This window comes from Mesorhizobium sp. P2_H9 (assembly GCF_056403215.1).
The window spans coordinates 146,687-163,846 of the sequence record NZ_JBFUFX010000006.1; the positions used below are offsets into that span (position 1 = coordinate 146,687).

Here is a 17,160-nt window from a genome sequence, read left to right on the forward strand (position 1 = left end):
TCGTGACGCTCCCGAAAGGTGCTCACGCATTGAGGCCCGGACACTCTCCGGGCCTCTTTTTTGGAAAAGACGTGCGTGTGCAAAAGGGCGACGAGGAATCGTTTTTCGACGAGATCAAGTTCGCGTGATCTGCCAATGGGAAGAAACATAGGGCTTTCCGGCTGCGTACTGGGGATTAGCGACCACCGTTCAGGGGCTCGCTAAAACAACAGGGAAGGAACCAACCCATGAACATCAAGAACATCGTCCTCGGAGCACTCGCTCTTGCCATGGTAAGCGGCACGGCCTTTGCCGGCGCTCTCGATGAACCGGCCAACATGGCACCATTCTTCACCGACGCCAGCATGAAGACCATGAAGTCGGAGGCCGATTTCAAGGCCGCCTGGGCTTCAACGGCCAAGGACAAGCAGGACACGATGATGAAGGAATGCCAGGACGCGGCGATGAGCAAGCCCCACGCCGAATTCTGTGCCAACCTCACTCGGTACGCCGGGAACAAGTGATTGCGCAAGATCGGGTCCGGACGGGCCTGATCGTTTCGTCGTTGCCATGAAAAGATGGCGGGCTTCGCGGCCCGCCATTTTTCTCCATACATCGGGCAAGGCCAAATCATCCCCGCGCGGGAGATGACGGGTGCTGGACGGGCGTGGTATCCCTTTCAGGGTCGCGCGGTGCGACTCGTGCCAGGACAGGGAACCACGCATGAAGAAGATCTATGAGAAACCAAGGCTGGACAAGCGCGGCAAACTCTCTGCCGTGGTGGCGTCTGTGGTGTCCGCGAACGGATAGTCAGGTTTCACCGCCTCTCACTTTTGCCCTTTCGCGAAGGCCTTGCCGGCTCCCGATCGCGCGGGTTTTCATCTGTGCCCGCACTGTCTGGCCAACCGCTCCATCCCGTGTTTTAACGTTGCAGGCTCCGTATAGTTAATGCGGCCTTAACCTTCCCGCCGATAGTCTGACATTCGAATCTGCCGGAGTGCGTCTTGCGCCCGGCCAGTCCATGACAGACGGGGAAGAGCATGCGTTCAGGGGCTTCAGCACCGCTCGCGCTGACCGATACGGGGCACGGCATCCAGGCATTCGCGCGGCGCCAGGTCGGCCGGCTGGTCGGCGCTTGCCTGTTCGTGACCGTCGCCTTCGGCGTCGCCAGCCTTGCCACCTGGAACGTCGCCGATCCGAGTTTCTCGCACGCCACCGACAACATCGTCACCAACGCCATGGGCTATGCCGGCGCTGTCTTCTCCGACCTCGCCATGCAGTTCTTCGGCCTCGCCGCTGTTGCTGCGCTGGTGCCGGCGGTGATCTGGGGCTTCCTTTTGTTTACCGCGCGCGGTGTCGACAGGCTGCCCAAGCGCGGCCTTGCCTGGTTCGGTTTTGCGCTGACTGCCGCGGCGATCGCCGGTTGCGTGGTGCCGCCCAAGACCTGGCCGCTGCCGACCGGCCTCGGCGGCGTGTTCGGCGACATGGTGCTCAAAATCCCCGGGCTGGTCATTGGCGGCTACCCGACCGGCATCATCGCCAGCGTGCTTGCCGTGCTGCTCATCGCACCGGCGCTGTGGTTGTTTGCCTATGGTTCGGCGCTGCTTGCGCGCAAGAACGGTTTTGCCGTCCAGGAGGAGCCTGTCGCTGCCGATCCGCGCGAGGACGATCTGCTCTTCGACAATGACGACGACGAGGGCGACGAGGGCATATTGGCGCTTGGCGCCATCACCCATTGGTGGCTGTCGCTGCGCGCCTATCTGCGCCGCCGCGCCGCGCGCCGGCGAGAGGAGCGCGACGAATACGAACCGGAGATGGAACCACGCGCCGGCGGCTGGCGCCGTGCCGCCGAACGGGTCGAATCGGCCGAGTTCGCCGAAGCGCGGATGAGCGCCGACGGCCGCGCCCGCGTCGAGCCGGAATTCTTCGCCGCCATGGTCAACGATCGCAGCGTTTCGGTCGACCCGGACGATGACGACGTCTTCGACAACGATGACGATGACATGGATATCGACGACGACGAACCTGTCGTCCAACGCCGCGCGCAGGTGCAGAATTTCCGCTCCGATGCCGCCACCCGTGTAGCCGCACCTGCGCCCCGCCCGGCGCCCGGCGCCCGCGTCCAGCGCGAAGCGCAGACCTCGCTGATCGGCTCCGAAAAATTCGAAATGCCGTCGCTGCATTTCCTGTCCGAGCCGAAGAATGTCGTGCGCGATGCCAGCCTGTCGAAGGATGCGCTGGAGCAGAATGCCCGCCTGCTCGAAGGCGTGCTGGAGGACTTCGGCGTCAAGGGCGAAATCATCGCGGTCCGTCCGGGTCCGGTGGTGACGCTGTACGAACTCGAGCCGGCGCCGGGCATCAAATCGTCGCGGGTCATCGGCCTCTCCGACGACATCGCCCGCTCGATGAGTGCGATTGCCTGCCGCGTCGCTGTGGTGCCCGGCCGCAACGCCATCGGCATCGAACTGCCGAACGCCAAGCGCGAGACGGTCTATCTCCGGGAAATCCTGGCCAGCCGCGATTTCGAAACCACCAAGGCCAAGCTGGCGCTGGCGCTCGGCAAGACCATCAATGGCGAGGCCGTCATCGTCGACATCGCCAAGATGCCGCACGTGCTGGTCGCCGGCACCACCGGCTCCGGCAAGTCGGTCGCCATCAACACCATGATCCTGTCGCTGCTCTACCGGCTGACGCCGCAGGACTGCCGGCTGATCATGATCGATCCGAAGATGCTGGAACTCTCGGTCTATGACGGGATCCCGCATCTGCTCACGCCCGTGGTCACCGATCCGAAGAAAGCGGTGGTGGCGCTGAAATGGACCGTGCGCGAGATGGAGGACCGCTACCGCAAGATGTCGAAGGTCGGCGTGCGCAACATCGACGGCTTCAACGCTCGCGTGCAGCTGGCCGAGAAGAAGGGTGAAAAGATCTCGCGCACCGTGCAGACCGGCTTCGACCGCCAGACCGGCGAGGCGATCTACGAGACCGAGAATCTCGACCTCGAGCCGATGCCCTACATCGTCGTCATCATCGACGAGATGGCCGACCTGATGATGGTCGCCGGCAAGGACATCGAAGGTGCCGTGCAGCGGCTGGCGCAGATGGCGCGCGCCGCCGGCATCCATGTCATCATGGCAACGCAGCGCCCGTCGGTCGACGTCATCACCGGTACGATCAAGGCCAACTTCCCGACCCGCATCTCGTTCCAGGTGACGTCGAAGATCGACAGCCGCACCATCCTGGGCGAGCAAGGCGCCGAGCAGCTGCTCGGCATGGGCGACATGCTCTACATGGCGGGCGGCGGCCGCATCCAGCGCGTGCACGGCCCCTTCGTTGCCGACGACGAGGTCGAGAAGATCGTCGCGCATCTGAAGCTGCAGGGCGTGCCCGAATATCTCGATGCCATCACCGAGGATGACGGCGAGGACGACGATGACGAACCGTCGGGCAAGGGCGGTTCCGGCGGCGGCAACAGCAATTTCGAGGATTCCGACGATCCCTACGACCAGGCGGTCTCGGTGGTGCTGCGCGACGGCAAGGCCTCGACCAGTTATATCCAGCGCCGGCTCGGCATCGGCTACAACCGCGCCGCCTCGATTATCGAGAAGATGGAGAAGGAAGGCATTGTCGGCCCGGCCAATCATGCCGGCAAACGCGAGATCCTGGTGCCGACGGAGGACGACAAGTTCTGATCCGGCCCGACGGGCGGCAACTTTGAACCTCTTGGCGCGTTCAAGCGACTGAGCGCTGTCCGGCCGCCAAACTTAAGCCCAACTGGGGGGCCAAGGACTGCGACACAACCGAACCAGACGAGAGTGACCGGCCATGACAAACGCTTCATTCAATCCAACCCGCCGCCAGGTGCTCGGCCTCGGCCTGGTCCTGGCCGGCGCTGCCGCCGTCAATGTCGTTCCCGGGTTCCAGCTGATGGCGTCGGCGCAAGCGGCGGTGCCGCCAGCGGCGCAGAAGATCGCCGACCATTTTTCCTCGGTCAAATCGATGAGCGGCGAGTTCGTTCAGTTCGGACCCAAGGGCGAGCAGACCGGCGGCAAGTTCTTTCTGGAACGGCCGGGCAAGATCCGCTTCAACTATGACGGCAAGTCGAATTTCAAGGTGATTTCCGACGGCAAGTCGGTGGTCATCCTCAACAAGAAGCTGAACACGTCCGACCTCTATCCGTTGTCGAAGACGCCACTGAAGCTGTTGCTCGACACCAAGATCGACCTTTCCGGTAACCGCGTCAAAAGCGTCAAGGAAGAGAGCGACCTGACCACCATCCAGCTTGCCGACAAATCGGTGTTCGGCAATTCGAAGATCACCATGATGTTCGACCCAAAATCCTATGAGCTGCGCCAGTGGACCATCACCGACGCGCAGGGCAAGGACACGACGGTGATGATCTTCAACGTCAAGGAGGGCGTCAGCTTCGCCCCCGACACCTTTGCCATCGATTATAGGGCCAACCGTGAGCTGAACACCAAGACGCGCTGAGGTTCGCCGATATTCAGGTGATGCCGGCCTGCGAATGCGGGCTTCCTGCGCTTCCGGTGCTCACGTACTTCAAGTACGCTCCGCTCCGGTTCTCGGAATCCGGCATTCTCGACTCGGCCTGACCTGAATCATGGCAGTCGGTGGGAAGCAGCCCACAAACGCTGGCTTGTGTTTGCGGCGCTCGGCTGGCAGTAGATCGGCGACCTTTGTTCGGACCGCCGCATGCCCTTTTCCATCGCCACCTGGAACATCAACTCCGTTCGCCTGCGCATGCCGATCGTTGAGCGGCTGCTGGTCGAGCAGGCGCCGGATGTGCTCTGCCTGCAGGAAACCAAGGTTCCCGACGAGCTGTTTCCGGAGAAGGCTTTCCGCAAGCTCGGCTACGAGCACATCGCGTTCCACGGCCAGAAGGGCTACCACGGCGTGGCGACGGTGGCGCGGCGGCCGATCGAGGTGGTCGAAAAGCGGCGCTTCTGCGAAATCGAGGACAGCCGGCATCTGTCAGTTACTGTCCAGGCCGGCGGCAAGATTATCCTCGTTCACAATTTCTATGTTCCGGCCGGTGGCGACGAGCCCGATCCCGTCATCAACCGCAAGTTCAAGCACAAGCTGGATTTCGTCGCCGAGATGAACGCCATCCGCGCCGAGCATGACGAGGTGTCGGCCTCGATCCTGGTCGGCGACCTCAACATCGCGCCGCTCGAGCACGATGTCTGGTCGCACAAGCAGCTGCTCAATGTTGTCAGCCACACGCCGGTCGAGACCGAGAATTTCGAAGCCATGCGGCTGGCCGGCGACTGGGTCGATTTGATGCGGCTGAACGTGCCGCACGACCAGAAGCTCTACACCTGGTGGAGTTATCGCGCCCAGGATTGGGAAGCGTCGAACCGTGGCCGGCGGCTCGACCATGTCTGGTCATCGCCAAACCTGGTGCCGAGCTTTGCCGGCTACGACATTTTGCGGCTGGCGCGCGGCTGGGACCGGCCGTCGGACCATGTGCCGGTCATCGCAAGGTTCGACCTGGACTAGGCCACGAGTCAAAGGGGTCCTTGAATGGAGATAGTGGCAGCACGAGAACCGGATGTGACATCGGCGGCCGACTGCCTTGCGGCTGCCTTTGCCGATGATCCGCAGATGGCGTTTTTCTTCGCAGGCGATCCTCCGCTACGTCAGGACCTGGTGACGGAGTTCTTCTCGATCCTGATGGCGGCGCGCCTCGCGCTTGGCATGCCCGTGCTGCTGTTAAAGAGCGAGGGCCGCATCCTTGGTGCGGTGATGGGCTATGATACGCAGCGGCCTGAATGGCTGCCGACTCACCAAGCAAGATGGGCTCTGCTTCAGCAAAGGCAGGCATCGATGGCTTCGCGCTTCGAGCGAGCTGACGCCATCAGCGAGAAATACAAGCCGCAGGAACCGCATTTCTATCTTGGCGTCTTGGGCGTTCACCCTTCAATGCAGGGAAAGGGGGCTGGCGGCGCGCTCATCAAGGCCTATTGCGATCTCGCCGAAGGAGATCCCGTCTCGGCAGGGACGTTTCTCGAAACCGCACAACGCAAGAATTTGGCTTTCTATGAGCGTTGCGGGTTTCAACGCCTCGGCCAAGGTGAACTTGCGCCCGGGAAGCCATTCTGGTGCCTGTTCAGGCCAAAATCCGTTCGAGACGGTCGTTAAAGCGCGTCGCATTGAAACGGATTCCGGCAACGCGCCTTAAGTCTTTGTTTTGATGCATGTCGTTGTCCCAAAACCGCTGCGCACTTTTGGGCGACATGCATTAGCCTACCCGCCAAACCGCGGCGCCAGCTTCTCGATGCGGGCGATCATGGCCTGAAAATCCTCCAGGATGCGCTGGTGCAATTTCACCGCCACCTCGGGATACTCCTCGAGGATGCGGCGGAACATCTTGCGGCTGAGCCGGATCACTTCTGAATCGATTTCGGCCGACGCGCTGGTCAGCCGGTTGGTGTCGGCGATCAATGCCAGTTCGCTTAGGATGGTGCCGGGACCGGCCTTGCCGATCGGGATGCGGTCGCCATTCTGCTCGCGATAGAGCACGATGCGCCCGCTGACCACGATATAGGCCGAATCGGCCTCGTCGTCCTCGCGGTAAAGCTTATGGTCAGCCTTGAGCAGGGTGGATTCGGCGCCGAAGGCGAGCAGACGCAGCTGTTCCTGCGTGAAACCCTCGAAGAGCTTCACGGCGGACAGGATGCGGATGTCGTCATCCAACGCCATCTCTAGCTGTGTCCCCGAGCGGTCAGTCCAATCCCTCCCTTAGAGCGCCGCGCGTCCTTCTTGGACGCGCAAAGGACGCTCTAGCAACTTTCAATTTGCGCATCGTGCTTCCCAAAAATCGAATCGATTTTTGGCCGATGCGCGGGGTCGATCCAGACACCTCCAACTGGATCGTCCCCGAAAACAGCCCCGCCCCGGCCGTCTTATCCCTTTAGTTTTTACGCAATTCCGGACGGAAAACCGCCCACACTTTTCCTGGAATTGCTGATCGGATCATGAAATGTTTAAGGAACCAGCTTGTAGCCGCCGCTTTCTGTCACAAGAATTTCGGCATTGGAAGGATCGCGCTCGATCTTCTGGCGCAGCCTGTAGACATGGGTTTCCAGCGTGTGCGTGGTGACGCCGGAATTGTAGCCCCACACTTCCTCCAAAAGCACGTCGCGCGTCACCACCTTCTGGTCGGCGCGGTAGAGATATTTGATGATCGAGGCCTCTTTCTCGGTCAGCCGCACTTTCGCGCCGCGCTGGTCGATCAGCAGCTTCTGGCTGGGCTTGAACGTATAGGGCCCGACCGAGAAGGTGGCGTCCTCGCTCTGCTCATGCTGGCGCAATTGCGCACGGATGCGGGCCAGCAGCACGGCGAAGCGGAACGGCTTGGTCACATAATCATTGGCACCGGCTTCAAGGCCGAGAATCGTGTCGGAATCGGTGTCATGGCCGGTCAGCATGATGATTGGCGCCTTGTAGCCGCCCTTGCGCAGGATCTTCACCGCCTCGCGGCCGTCCATATCGGGCAATCCGACATCCATGATGAGCAGGTCGATGAGGCCGCCACGTGCCGAGGCGACACCCTTGGCGGCGGTGGATTCCTGCAGAACGTCGAATTCCTCGTAGAGGGCCAATTGTTCGACGAGGGTGCCGCGAAGGTCGTCATCGTCGTCGACGATCAGAATGGTGCGTGATGTCATGGATCAATCCGTTGTTTTGAAAAGAATATTCAGTTGACCGCCCCCCGTTTATGCTGAAGCTGACCGGCACAACAGCCGATCACAGTGATTTGTTCCGTGACACGATCATACAAGAAAAAACGGCCGCGCAATGCAGCCGGCGCATTTTTGCCGAAAGGGCTGCGTGTGCTGGTGGTGCGGGCACGGCCGGGCAAGCCTAGCCAGGGTATTTTGCAGGCCGGCAGCAAGGTGTTTGCCTGCGCGCTGGGGCGCAGCGGCATCTCGGCCAGCAAGCGCGAAGGCGACGGCGCGACGCCGCTCGGCGCGATGCGGATCTTGTCAGGATATTTCCGCGGGGATCATTTCTCGGCCGGCCGCAAAACCCGGTTGGCGATGGCGCCGATCGGTCCCGATCTCGGCTGGTGCGAGGTGCCCGATGACCGCAACTACAACCGGCCGGTCAAAATCCCCTATGGCGCCAGCCATGAGCGGATGCGACGCGACGACCGTCTCTACGACGCCTGCCTGGTGCTCGACTGGAACATGGCGCCGCGCCGCCGCGGGCGCGGCAGCGCGATTTTCTTTCATCTGGCACGCCCCGGCTTCACACCAACGCAAGGCTGCGTCGCGGTGACGGCACGCACCATGACGCGGCTGCTGCCGTTGTTGTCGGATCGGACGGTGGTGAGGGTGGTGCGGTAAGGGCAGTAGGGCAGTAGGGCAGTAGGGCAGTAGGGCAGTAGGGATGCGCGTCGGCGCGGTCTTCTCCCCCTGTTCCTTACTGCCTGCGGCCTATTCCCTTGTTTCTCTGCCAGCCGATGTCGAGAAGGCCCAACCGGCCGAGTTCCCGGTCCATCGCCCGCGTAACGTCCTTCCGCTTGGCGCCGATGTCACGCAACTGGGGATCCGACAGATCCTCGACGTTCTCGCGTGGCAGGTTGAGCGCGACTCTGGCGTGGCGAAGCCAGTCGGTCACGGCGCGTAACCAGGCTGGACGGGCGGCTGGCGAATTCAAAACGATGATGGACATGAGGTGCTCCGCTTCCTCCGGATATCAAATCCGGTTTGATGGTGCTTCGATGGATGCATCATGCCGGATTGAAATCTAAGGAGGAAACGAGTAGTTCTTTTCCCATCGTCAAGTTTTATTTGAGGATGGCATGGCCCGCCTGTTGCCCGGAACGCGTGCGCTGAGGACGCTGGAAGCTGCGGCACGGCACCTCAATTTCACCCGCGCCGCTGACGAACTCGGCCTGACGCCGGCCGCGGTCAGCCATCAGATCAAGGAAATCGAGGATCAGCTCGGCATCGTGCTGTTCACCCGCACCAGCCGCACCATCCGGCTGACCGAGGCAGGCACGGTGCTGTTCGAAGCGGCGATCGATGCGCTCGACCTGTTAGGCCGGGCCGTCTCGCGCGCGCAAAAGATGGCACGCGGCACGGCGCTGCTGAAAATAACCCTCGATGCCCAGTTCGCGACAAAATGGCTGATGCGGCGGGTGGACGATTTTCGCCGGCATCAGCCGGGCATCGAGCTCAGGTTCGACATCACCTACGAAGTGCGCGATTTCGATCGCGACGACGTCGATATCGGCATGCGCTTCGGCACCGGAAAGTACCCGGGACTTTGCGCGGACCGGCTGTTCGACAACGTCATCATCCCCGTCTGCAGCCCGGCCTTGCTGCGCGCCGGGCCTCCGCTGAAGGAGCCGCGCGACCTGTTCCACCACACGCTCGCCCATATCCAGTGGTCGCGCCAGGGGGTGACATGGCCGAACTGGCGCATGTGGATGGCGGCCGCCGGCGTCGATGACTTCGACGACAGCCGCACCCTCGTCTTCGGGTCCTCAACCGATGCAACGCAGGCAGCACTCGACGGCAACGCCGTGGCGCTTGCCGATTTCGCCATGGTCGCCAACGACCTCTCTCAGGGCAGGCTGGTGCAGCCGTTCGAACTGGGCATCAAGGTTTCGCCCGACTTCGCCTATCATCTGGTCTACCCCCAGGGATCGGCGAACGATGCCAGGATCGTCGCCTTCAAGGACTGGATGCTGAACGAAGTCCACAACCCGCAGCCGGACCCGACGCGTCGAAGCTGGGACGAGTTATAGGTCGCCCTCCAATCCGGGCGCAGAAAGCCCTGAGGGTTCAGCCCGCAACCACCGGCGCGCCGAACCAGCCGATCACCGCGCCGATGATCAGCAGCACGCCAAGCCAGTGGCCACCGTCGATGAGGGTCAGATCCCAGCCGAAATTTTCATAGCGATGGTTGGCCGTCAGCGTCGTGGCGACGAAGCCGAGCCAAAGGACGAAGCCGAAGACGAGGCCTGCGACAAGGGTCGGCTCGCCGCCGGTCATCGCGCCGACGACCAGGGCAAAGACCAGCGCCATGATCAGTTCGGTGACAAAGGAGATGATGAAGGGCAGTATTGATTTCTTTGACGTTGACGGATCGATCCTGGCCGCCCTCATCCAAGGCTTGCTGAGTACTGTGTACCAGATGGCGCCAAACAGCCACGCCGCCACGGCCGCGACAACCACGGCCAACCAGTTCACCACCGAAAAATCCATAAAGTCCTCCCCTCAAGCATGTCGCCCAAACGTGTGAGCGGCTTGGGATAACGACATGCATATTCCTCAAATCAGTGTGCGATGGAACGCCTGTTCGGCGGTGGCGTCAAGCGAAGCGCCAGACGGTCGTGCGCTTAACCAGGGCATCTTCCAGCGCCCGCGTCACCGCCACCTCATAGACGGCGAGCGGCTGCAGCCCCGTCTTCGGCAGATAGGAGCGGCCTGGATCGCCAACGAGGATGTCGGCGCCGCGCGCCTTCAGCGTTGCAAACCATGGCATCAGCATGTCGGCGAAGGATTTGTCGTAGAAGACGTCGCCGGCGAGAATCACATCCCAGCCGGCATCGGTGCCGATACAGTCCGTGCCGAGGAATGTGATGCCAACGTCATTGGCCTCGGCATTGAGGCGGATCGCCGTCTCGCAGAACGGGTCGATGTCGGCGGCAATCACCTCGGCAGCACCCGCATTGGCGGCGGCAATGGCGACAAGGCCGGAGCCGGAGGCGAAGTCGAGCACGCGCTTTCCGCGCACCGTATCGGGTTTGTCGAGGACATAGCGGGCAAGGCCCTGGCCGCCGGCCCAGGCGAAGGCCCAGAAGGGCGGCGGCAGGCCGATTTCGACCAGCTCGTCCTCCGTCCGCTGCCAAAGATCATGCGCCTCGTCGGCCAGCCGCAGAAGAATCTCCGGCACATGCGGCGGCGCCATCAGCGCCGTGTTGTCCAGGATGAATTTTTTCGCGCTGTTGGGGGTGAGCGCCGTCACGGCGCGGGCGTCAGGCCGCCCATGCGGCAGACCTCTTTCCATTCGGCCGGCGTCACCGGCTGCACGGAAAGCCGGCCGAGCCGCACCAGTGCCATCTCGGCCAGCTTGGGATTGGCCTTGACCTGCTCCAGCGTCGGCGGGTTTGGCACGTCCTTGAAGGCGCGGATGTCGACGCATTCCCAGCGCGGGTCGTCAGTGCTGGTATCGGGATGGGCGAGCGCACAGACCTCGGCGATGCCGACGACGTTCAGCCCTTCGTTGGAATGGTAGAAGAAGCCGAGATCGCCGATCTGCATCGCCTTCATGTTGTTGCGCGCCGCATAGTTGCGCACACCATCCCATTGCGTGCCGGCTTTGCCCTTCGCCTTCAGCGCCTCGAAGGAGAACACCGAAGGTTCGGATTTGAACAGCCAGTAGTTCATTCTCTTGCTCCTCCTTGCGGTTCGCCCGCCAGCGATTAACTAGCCGCCGGCTCGTTGAAGGTCCAGTTCCACTGACGGATTTCGACGCTTTCGAACAGGCCGGCCTTGGCATAGGGATCGGCAGCCGACAGCGCTTGCGCGCCGGCAAGGTCCGGCGCTTCGACCACAACGAGGCTGCCGTTCGGCTTGCCGTCGGCATCGAGGAACGGGCCGGCAAAAGCCAGTTTCTTGTCGGCGTTCAGACCCTCGAGAAAGGCGACATGGGTAGGTCTTGTGTCGATGCGCACCTGCAGGCTTCCAGGCTTGTCCTTGCATACCAACGCAAACAGCATTTTCAAAACTCCGGTTTGTTCGAGATCAGAGGTCGGTTTCGGTCTTCAGCGGCCTTGTCATCAATGCCGACACAGCCTGGCGGATGGTGATGGTGCCGTCCAGTATGGCTGATACAGCGGCGATGATCGGCGCGTCGATCTGGCGTTCGGTGGCGATGCGGGCGGCGATCGCCGCCGTCGGCACGCCCTCGGCCAGCGGCAGGCCGGCAAGCGCCTTGCCTTGCCCGAGCGCCAGCCCGTAGGCGAAATTGCGCGACTGGGCGGACGAGCAGGTCAGCAAAAGATCGCCGAGGCCGGACAGTCCCATCAGCGTCTCCGGTCTGGCGCCGAAGGCGGCACCGATGCGGCGCAGTTCGACGAAGCCGCGCGTCACCATGGCGGCCTGGGCGCTGGCGCCGAGCCCGGCGCCGGTGACCGCGCCGGCGGCAATGGCAAAGACGTTTTTCAGCGCGCCGCCGATCTCGACGCCGATCAGGTCGTCGCTCGAATAGCAGCGCAGATTTTCAGCCGAAAAGCGGGCTGCAAGCTCCGCTGCCAGTTCGTCGCCACGGGCGGCGACCACCACCGCCGTCGGTAGGCCACGAGCGACGTCGGTGGCGAAGCTGGGGCCAGACAAAGCGGCAACCGGATTGTCGGGCAGGATCTCTTCGACGATCGCCGACAGTAGCGCGCCGGTGTCGCGCTCGATGCCCTTGGCGCAGAGCACCAGCGGGATGGATTTCGGCATATGGCTCTTCACTGCCGACAGCATGGCGCGCAGCGACTGCGCCGGCGCCACTGCCAGCACGCAATCGGCGCCATCTAGTGCCTTGCCGATATCGCTCGTCGCCTCGATGCCGGGCTCGATGGCAATGCCGGGGAGATAGCGCGGGTTCGCGCCGCCGCGAAGTGCGGCAACAGTCTCTTCATCGCGGGCGTAGAGCCGGACATTATGGCCGGCGCGCAGCATGGCCAGCGCCAGCGCAGTGCCCCAGGCGCCGCCGCCAAGCACGGCGACGCGCCAGCCGGTCTTGCCCCGGCCCGTCACGCTTTCGCCCCGCGCCGGCCGGAGCCGACCATCGGCGCCGAGATGCTGTCCAGCGGCCAGCGTGAGCGCGGCACGAAATCGAAGCCGTTCTCTTCCGCCAGGCCCGCCCGCAGCCGTTCGATGCCTGCCCAGGCGATCATCGCAGCATTGTCGGTGCAAAGCTTCAGGGGCGGCGCGATGAAAGCGAAGCCGGCCTGATCGCACAGCGTTTCCAGCGTCGCCTTGATCGTCCGGTTGGCGGCGACGCCGCCGGCAACCACAAGCGCCGGCGCTACTTTGCCGGGAAACTCCTGACGGAACCGGTTTAGCGCCCGCGACACACGGTCCCCCAGCGCATCGGCCACCGCTGCCTGGAATGAGGCGCAGATGTCGGCGACATCCTGATCGCTCAGCGGGGCAATCGCCGTTGCCGCCTGGCGCACGGCGGTCTTGAGGCCGGAGAAGGAGAAATCGGGCTGCGCCGAGCCCTTCATCGGCCGCGGAAAGGCGAAGCGCGAGGCATTGCCGTTGGCTGCCGCCTTCTCGACATTCGGCCCACCGGGATAGGGCAGGCCGAGCATCTTGGCCGTCTTGTCGAAGGCCTCGCCCAGGGCATCATCGATCGTCGTCGCCCAACGCTGGTAGTCACCGACGCCGCGCACGGCGACGATCTGGGTATGGCCGCCGGATACCAGCAGCAGTAGATACGGAAAATCGAGCCCGTCGGTCAGCCTTGCCGTCAGTGCGTGGCCCTCGAGGTGGTTGATGGCGATCAGCGGCTTGCTGGCGGCGGCGGCAATCGCCTTGGCCGTCATCAGGCCGACGATCAGCCCGCCGACCAGGCCGGGGCCGGCGGTCGCGGCAATCGCATCGATGTCGGCAAGATCGACGTCCGCATCGGCAAGCGCCGCCTCGACGATCCCATCCAGCGCCTCGACATGGGCACGCGCAGCGATCTCGGGCACGACGCCGCCAAACGCGGCATGTTCCTCGATCTGGCTGAGCACGATGTTGGAGGCAATCACCGGTGCAGAAGCGCCGTCGAGCGTCACCACGCTGGCGGCGGTCTCATCGCAACTCGTCTCAATGCCCAGAACGCGGATCAATTCGTCGCTATCCCTAGAGATTGTTTGTCGGACCTTTCCCCGTTAGGAGAAAGCCCGGAAAGACCTCGATCTGCCGGGGGTTACCACGGACCGCGCGCCATGCAAACAATCTTGAGAATCGGAACACGCGGCAGCCCGCTGGCCCTGGCGCAGGCGCATGAAACGCAGGCGCGGCTGACGGCGGCGCATGGCATGCCGAGCCAGGCGTTCGAAGTGATCGTCATCTCGACCAGCGGCGACCGCATCCAGGACCGGCCGCTGTCGGAGGCCGGCGGGAAGGGCCTGTTCACCAAGGAAATCGAAGAGGCGCTGCTGGCCGGCAGGATCGACATCGCCGTGCATTCGTCGAAGGACATGCCGACGAAACTGCCCGACGGGCTGGAACTCGGCGCCTTCCTGCCGCGCGAGGATGCACGCGACGCCTTTATCGGCAAGGCGGCGAAGACGATCGCCGACCTGCCGCACGGCGCCAAAATCGGCTCGTCGTCGCTCCGGCGCCAGGCGCTAATCCGGCGCATGCGGCCGGATCTCGATGTGGTGATGTTCCGTGGCAATGTGCAGACGCGGCTGCGCAAGCTCGACGAGGGCGTCGCCGAAGGCACCATCCTCGCCTATGCCGGGCTGAAGCGGCTCGGGCTTGAACATGTCGTGACCGATCTGATGCCTCTCGACATCTTTCCGCCGGCGCCGGGGCAAGGCGCGATCTGCATCGAAAGCCGCATCGGCGATCGTGACGTGGAAAAGATGCTGGTGGCCATCCACGATGCGCCGACCGGCCAGGCGCTGGCCTGCGAACGCGCCTTCCTGGCGGCGCTCGACGGCTCGTGCCGCACGCCGATCGCCGGGCATGCGACGATATCTGGCGAAACCATCTTCTTTGCCGGGCTGATCATCTCGCCGAACGGGACAGTCTCCCACGAAATCAAGGCGCAAGGCCCGGCACACGAGGCCGCTCGCATCGGCGCGGACGCGGCCCGGACAATCCGAGCCAAGGCCGGCGAAACATTTTTTGACGGCTGGGCCTGACATGGTCCGCGTCCTGGTGACCAGGCCGGAACCGGGGGCGTCACGCACGGCGCGGCGGCTGCAGGACATGGGTTTTCAGCCGATTCTGTTGCCATTGACCGATACGATGGCGTTGCCGGTTGAGGCCGGCGCGGTCGCCAAGAATGCTGTGGCCGTTGCGATCACCAGCGCCAATGCGGTGCGCCATGCGCCGAAAGAAATCATCGCCGCGCTCGCCGCCTTGCCTTGCCATGCCGTCGGCAAAAGGACCGCGGAAGCCGCGCGTGCGGCGGGATTTTTGGCCGTCAGCGAAGGTGCTGGCAACGCTGAGGCACTGGCTGATGCGATTGCCGGTGATTTTTCGGGTAGGACGATCGTTTATCTCAGCGGGCGGGTGCGGTTTCCGGCGTTCGAGGCGCGGCTGCAGGCAGAAGGAGTGCTGGTTCGCGCCGTTGAGACCTATGACACCGTGACGCTGGACTATTCCGACGATGCAATTGTCGAACGCCTGTCCGGCCAGCCGGTCGAGGCGGCGCTGCTCTATTCGGCCAAGGCGGCGGCAGCGCTGCAAACCCTGACGAAGCGGTCAGCTCTGCGCGATCTCTTTGAAAAGACGCTTGTTTTCGTCCTGTCGGCGCGTATTGCCGCAGCCCTGGACGAATTCGCTGGTGAAAAAATCCGGATTGCGACGGAACCTCACGAAGACGCGTTGCTTGAGCTTTTGCGGATATGGCGCTGACCCCGTGTCATCACGCCGCCCCTTTTCACCGCTTGGTGATGTGCTAGACCCATTTGAACCATCCCGAAGCGAATTTTGCGGAGCCCAAGCATGGTCAAGACGCCGAAGATGCGACATTCGAAAAGCCGCCGTGAGCCGGTGACCATCGAGCTCGAACCCGGCGCCGTGTCGCGCATCGTCGATGAGGACGCCGTCAAGGCGTCGGCCGAAGACGAAGAGGAAGCGGTTTCGCAACCGGAGGTGCCTGAAGAGCCGGTGCATGCCGACCAGGTCGATCTCGAGCCGTGGGAGCATGCCGACGCTGCAGGTGGCTCGCAGCAGGCTGAAACGGAAGCGCCGGCCGAGGCCAAAAGCCCCGCAGAACCGGAATCCTCCTATCCCGGCTCGGACGCACCGCCGAGCCGCGCCAAAACCTCCGATTACAGTTTCGAGGACGCATCGCCCAAGGCGGGCGCCACCAAAGATGCAGCACGAAAAGCCGAAACAAGGGACCAACCGATGGCAGTTCAGCCGAAGCGCAGCGGGATCAACGGCATCGCTGCCGGCATCATCGGCGGCGTCATCGCGCTGGTCGGCGCCGGTGGGCTGCAATTTGCCGGCCTGCTCGGCGGGCCGGGCTCCGGTGCAGGCGGCGTGTCGCTCGACGGCGTCAATGGCGAAATCGCTTCGCTGAAGACCGAGATATCAGGACTGAAGGAAGCAGGCGGCAACACCGATGCTTCGGCCAAGGTGGATGGGCTGTCGGCGGCGCTGGATCAGGTCAAGACCGATGTCGCGGCGCTGAAATCGGCGGTCGAGCAAGGTGGCGCCGGCGACAATGCCGGGCTTGCCGCCCTGGGCGACAAGGTCAAGCAGATCGAGACGGCGGTGGCCGCGCTCAGCCAGGCCGGCAATGCGGCGCCGGTCGATCTCGGCCCGCTCAACGAAAAGCTGGCCGGGCTCGACGCGCTGGTGAAATCCGCCGGTGAGGCGGCAAAGGCGCAGGAAGGCCGGTTGACCGCGCTGGAACAGTCGGTGTCACAGCTGTCCGGCAAGGTCGAAGCCCAGGCGTCGCAGCCGAAGATCGCGCTCGCCATTGCCGCTTCGGCGCTGAAGGCGGCGCTCGATCGGGGCGCGCCATTCGCGGCCGAACTCGAAACCTTTGCCGCGATTTCACCGGATGCGCCGCAAATCGCGACGCTGCGGGCCTACGCCGAAAAGGGCGTTCCGACCCGCACCGACATCGCAGCGGAAGCCGATGCCGCGGCCACTGCCATGGTCGCCGCTGCCACACCTGTCGACGAGAATGCCGGCTTCCTGCAGAACCTGTTGTCGAGCGCCGAATCGCTGGTCAAGGTCCGGCCGATCGGCGCCGTCGAAGGCGCCGGCGCGCCGGAAACCGTCGCCCGCATGGAGGTTGCGGTCAACCAGGGCGACTATGCCAAGGCGCTCAGCGAATATGCGACGCTGCCGGAAGCGGTGAAGACCGCCGGCGCCGATTTTGCCGGCAAACTGAAGGCGCGCATCGAGGTCGAGACCCAGGTCGACGCGCTGATCTCAGGCGCGATGAAGGCGTGAGGGAGTCAAG

General features: G+C 63.5%; 19 protein-coding genes. 10 read left to right on the plus strand and 9 right to left on the minus strand.

The window, feature by feature from the left end; all coding sequences use genetic code 11:
* Positions 1-227 precede the first annotated feature (227 nt).
* The 5 genes from AC1DXN_RS13055 (at position 228) to AC1DXN_RS13075 (ending at position 6,141) form a co-directional block, all read left to right on the plus strand.
* Positions 228-503 (plus strand): hypothetical protein, encoded by a 276-nt coding sequence (locus AC1DXN_RS13055; protein WP_477270365.1) that lies wholly within the window; start codon positions 228-230, stop codon positions 501-503.
* A gap of 516 nt (positions 504-1,019) precedes the next feature.
* Positions 1,020-3,671 (plus strand): FtsK/SpoIIIE family DNA translocase, encoded by a 2,652-nt coding sequence (locus tag AC1DXN_RS13060; protein WP_477270367.1) that lies wholly within the window; start codon positions 1,020-1,022, stop codon positions 3,669-3,671.
* A 133-nt stretch (positions 3,672-3,804) separates the two neighbouring features.
* Positions 3,805-4,470, plus strand: coding sequence for an outer membrane lipoprotein carrier protein LolA (locus tag AC1DXN_RS13065; protein WP_477270369.1), 666 nt, complete (start codon positions 3,805-3,807; stop codon positions 4,468-4,470).
* Positions 4,471-4,692: 222 nt separating this feature from the next.
* On the plus strand, positions 4,693-5,499 hold the full coding sequence (locus AC1DXN_RS13070; RefSeq protein ID WP_477270371.1) for an exodeoxyribonuclease III: 807 nt from the start codon (positions 4,693-4,695) through the stop codon (positions 5,497-5,499).
* A gap of 24 nt (positions 5,500-5,523) precedes the next feature.
* The gene (locus tag AC1DXN_RS13075; protein WP_477270373.1) at positions 5,524-6,141 is read left to right on the plus strand and encodes a GNAT family N-acetyltransferase; all 618 of its coding nucleotides are present in this window, start codon (positions 5,524-5,526) and stop codon (positions 6,139-6,141) included.
* 105 nt (positions 6,142-6,246) lie between these two features.
* Here AC1DXN_RS13075 and AC1DXN_RS13080 read toward each other — a convergent pair whose 3' ends face one another.
* Together AC1DXN_RS13080 and AC1DXN_RS13085 are read right to left on the minus strand one after the other, a co-directional pair.
* On the minus strand, positions 6,247-6,702 hold the full coding sequence (locus tag AC1DXN_RS13080) for a cyclic nucleotide-binding domain-containing protein (RefSeq protein ID WP_477248754.1): 456 nt from the start codon (positions 6,700-6,702) through the stop codon (positions 6,247-6,249).
* Between the two features lie 284 nt (positions 6,703-6,986).
* A complete protein-coding gene (locus tag AC1DXN_RS13085) occupies positions 6,987-7,670 on the minus strand; it encodes a response regulator transcription factor (protein ID WP_477248755.1) in 684 nt (227 codons plus the stop codon).
* 84 nt (positions 7,671-7,754) lie between these two features.
* Here AC1DXN_RS13085 and AC1DXN_RS13090 point away from each other — a divergent pair, with 84 nt between their 5' ends.
* Positions 7,755-8,351, plus strand: coding sequence for a L,D-transpeptidase family protein (locus AC1DXN_RS13090; protein ID WP_477270375.1), 597 nt, complete (start codon positions 7,755-7,757; stop codon positions 8,349-8,351).
* A 76-nt stretch (positions 8,352-8,427) separates the two neighbouring features.
* Here AC1DXN_RS13090 and AC1DXN_RS13095 read toward each other — a convergent pair whose 3' ends face one another.
* Complete coding sequence (locus AC1DXN_RS13095) at positions 8,428-8,679, minus strand: hypothetical protein (protein ID WP_477248757.1); 252 nt, start codon at positions 8,677-8,679, stop codon at positions 8,428-8,430.
* A 130-nt stretch (positions 8,680-8,809) separates the two neighbouring features.
* Between AC1DXN_RS13095 and gcvA the strand changes: the two genes are divergently transcribed.
* A complete protein-coding gene (gene gcvA, locus AC1DXN_RS13100) occupies positions 8,810-9,760 on the plus strand; it encodes a transcriptional regulator GcvA (RefSeq protein ID WP_477270377.1) in 951 nt (316 codons plus the stop codon).
* Positions 9,761-9,797: 37 nt separating this feature from the next.
* Here gcvA and AC1DXN_RS13105 read toward each other — a convergent pair whose 3' ends face one another.
* The 6 genes from AC1DXN_RS13105 to tsaD all read right to left on the minus strand — a co-directional run bounded on the left by AC1DXN_RS13105 (position 9,798) and on the right by tsaD (position 13,846).
* Entirely contained in the window at positions 9,798-10,220 is a 423-nt protein-coding gene (locus AC1DXN_RS13105; RefSeq protein ID WP_477270379.1) for a DUF1761 domain-containing protein, read from the minus strand.
* 106 nt (positions 10,221-10,326) lie between these two features.
* Positions 10,327-11,025, minus strand: coding sequence for a class I SAM-dependent methyltransferase (locus AC1DXN_RS13110; RefSeq protein ID WP_477270381.1), 699 nt, complete (start codon positions 11,023-11,025; stop codon positions 10,327-10,329).
* Positions 10,980-11,405: an EVE domain-containing protein gene (locus AC1DXN_RS13115; RefSeq protein ID WP_477270383.1), complete on the minus strand. Its 426-nt coding sequence runs from the start codon at positions 11,403-11,405 to the stop codon at positions 10,980-10,982. Before AC1DXN_RS13115 ends, AC1DXN_RS13110 begins: the two co-directional genes overlap by 46 nt.
* A gap of 35 nt (positions 11,406-11,440) precedes the next feature.
* Positions 11,441-11,737: a YciI-like protein gene (locus AC1DXN_RS13120; protein WP_477270385.1), complete on the minus strand. Its 297-nt coding sequence runs from the start codon at positions 11,735-11,737 to the stop codon at positions 11,441-11,443.
* Positions 11,738-11,762: 25 nt separating this feature from the next.
* On the minus strand, positions 11,763-12,764 hold the full coding sequence (locus tag AC1DXN_RS13125; RefSeq protein ID WP_477270387.1) for an NAD(P)H-dependent glycerol-3-phosphate dehydrogenase: 1,002 nt from the start codon (positions 12,762-12,764) through the stop codon (positions 11,763-11,765).
* The gene (gene tsaD / locus AC1DXN_RS13130) at positions 12,761-13,846 is read right to left on the minus strand and encodes a tRNA (adenosine(37)-N6)-threonylcarbamoyltransferase complex transferase subunit TsaD (protein ID WP_477271456.1); all 1,086 of its coding nucleotides are present in this window, start codon (positions 13,844-13,846) and stop codon (positions 12,761-12,763) included. The genes AC1DXN_RS13125 and tsaD overlap by 4 nt, the downstream gene beginning before the upstream one ends.
* A 102-nt stretch (positions 13,847-13,948) precedes the next feature.
* On the opposite strand from tsaD, the gene hemC reads away from it, so the two are divergent.
* The 3 genes from hemC (at position 13,949) to AC1DXN_RS13145 (ending at position 17,150) form a co-directional block, all read left to right on the plus strand.
* Complete coding sequence (gene hemC, locus AC1DXN_RS13135) at positions 13,949-14,875, plus strand: hydroxymethylbilane synthase (RefSeq protein WP_477270389.1); 927 nt, start codon at positions 13,949-13,951, stop codon at positions 14,873-14,875.
* A 1-nt stretch (position 14,876) separates the two neighbouring features.
* Complete coding sequence (locus AC1DXN_RS13140; RefSeq protein ID WP_477270391.1) at positions 14,877-15,593, plus strand: uroporphyrinogen-III synthase; 717 nt, start codon at positions 14,877-14,879, stop codon at positions 15,591-15,593.
* Positions 15,594-15,683: 90 nt separating this feature from the next.
* Entirely contained in the window at positions 15,684-17,150 is a 1,467-nt protein-coding gene (locus AC1DXN_RS13145; RefSeq protein ID WP_477270393.1) for a COG4223 family protein, read from the plus strand.
* Positions 17,151-17,160: the final 10 nt, after the last annotated feature.

Bases quoted from the DNA above. Each gene is read 5' to 3' on its own strand.
- AC1DXN_RS13085 (WP_477248755.1), bottom strand. From the start codon at position 7,670: ATGACATCACGCACCATTCTGATCGTCGACGACGATGACGACCTTCGC.
- AC1DXN_RS13065 (WP_477270369.1), top strand. From the start codon at position 3,805: ATGACAAACGCTTCATTCAATCCAACCCGCCGCCAGGTGCTCGGCCTC.
- gcvA (WP_477270377.1), top strand. From the start codon at position 8,810: ATGGCCCGCCTGTTGCCCGGAACGCGTGCGCTGAGGACGCTGGAAGCT.
- AC1DXN_RS13055 (WP_477270365.1), top strand. From the start codon at position 228: ATGAACATCAAGAACATCGTCCTCGGAGCACTCGCTCTTGCCATGGTA.
- AC1DXN_RS13115 (WP_477270383.1), bottom strand. From the start codon at position 11,405: ATGAACTACTGGCTGTTCAAATCCGAACCTTCGGTGTTCTCCTTCGAG.
- AC1DXN_RS13140 (WP_477270391.1), top strand. From the start codon at position 14,877: ATGGTCCGCGTCCTGGTGACCAGGCCGGAACCGGGGGCGTCACGCACG.
- AC1DXN_RS13080 (WP_477248754.1), bottom strand. From the start codon at position 6,702: ATGGCGTTGGATGACGACATCCGCATCCTGTCCGCCGTGAAGCTCTTC.
- AC1DXN_RS13145 (WP_477270393.1), top strand. From the start codon at position 15,684: ATGGTCAAGACGCCGAAGATGCGACATTCGAAAAGCCGCCGTGAGCCG.
- AC1DXN_RS13060 (WP_477270367.1), top strand. From the start codon at position 1,020: ATGCGTTCAGGGGCTTCAGCACCGCTCGCGCTGACCGATACGGGGCAC.
- AC1DXN_RS13105 (WP_477270379.1), bottom strand. From the start codon at position 10,220: ATGGATTTTTCGGTGGTGAACTGGTTGGCCGTGGTTGTCGCGGCCGTG.
- hemC (WP_477270389.1), top strand. From the start codon at position 13,949: ATGCAAACAATCTTGAGAATCGGAACACGCGGCAGCCCGCTGGCCCTG.
- AC1DXN_RS13070 (WP_477270371.1), top strand. From the start codon at position 4,693: ATGCCCTTTTCCATCGCCACCTGGAACATCAACTCCGTTCGCCTGCGC.
- AC1DXN_RS13095 (WP_477248757.1), bottom strand. From the start codon at position 8,679: ATGTCCATCATCGTTTTGAATTCGCCAGCCGCCCGTCCAGCCTGGTTA.
- AC1DXN_RS13120 (WP_477270385.1), bottom strand. From the start codon at position 11,737: ATGCTGTTTGCGTTGGTATGCAAGGACAAGCCTGGAAGCCTGCAGGTG.
- AC1DXN_RS13110 (WP_477270381.1), bottom strand. From the start codon at position 11,025: ATGGAAAGAGGTCTGCCGCATGGGCGGCCTGACGCCCGCGCCGTGACG.
- AC1DXN_RS13075 (WP_477270373.1), top strand. From the start codon at position 5,524: ATGGAGATAGTGGCAGCACGAGAACCGGATGTGACATCGGCGGCCGAC.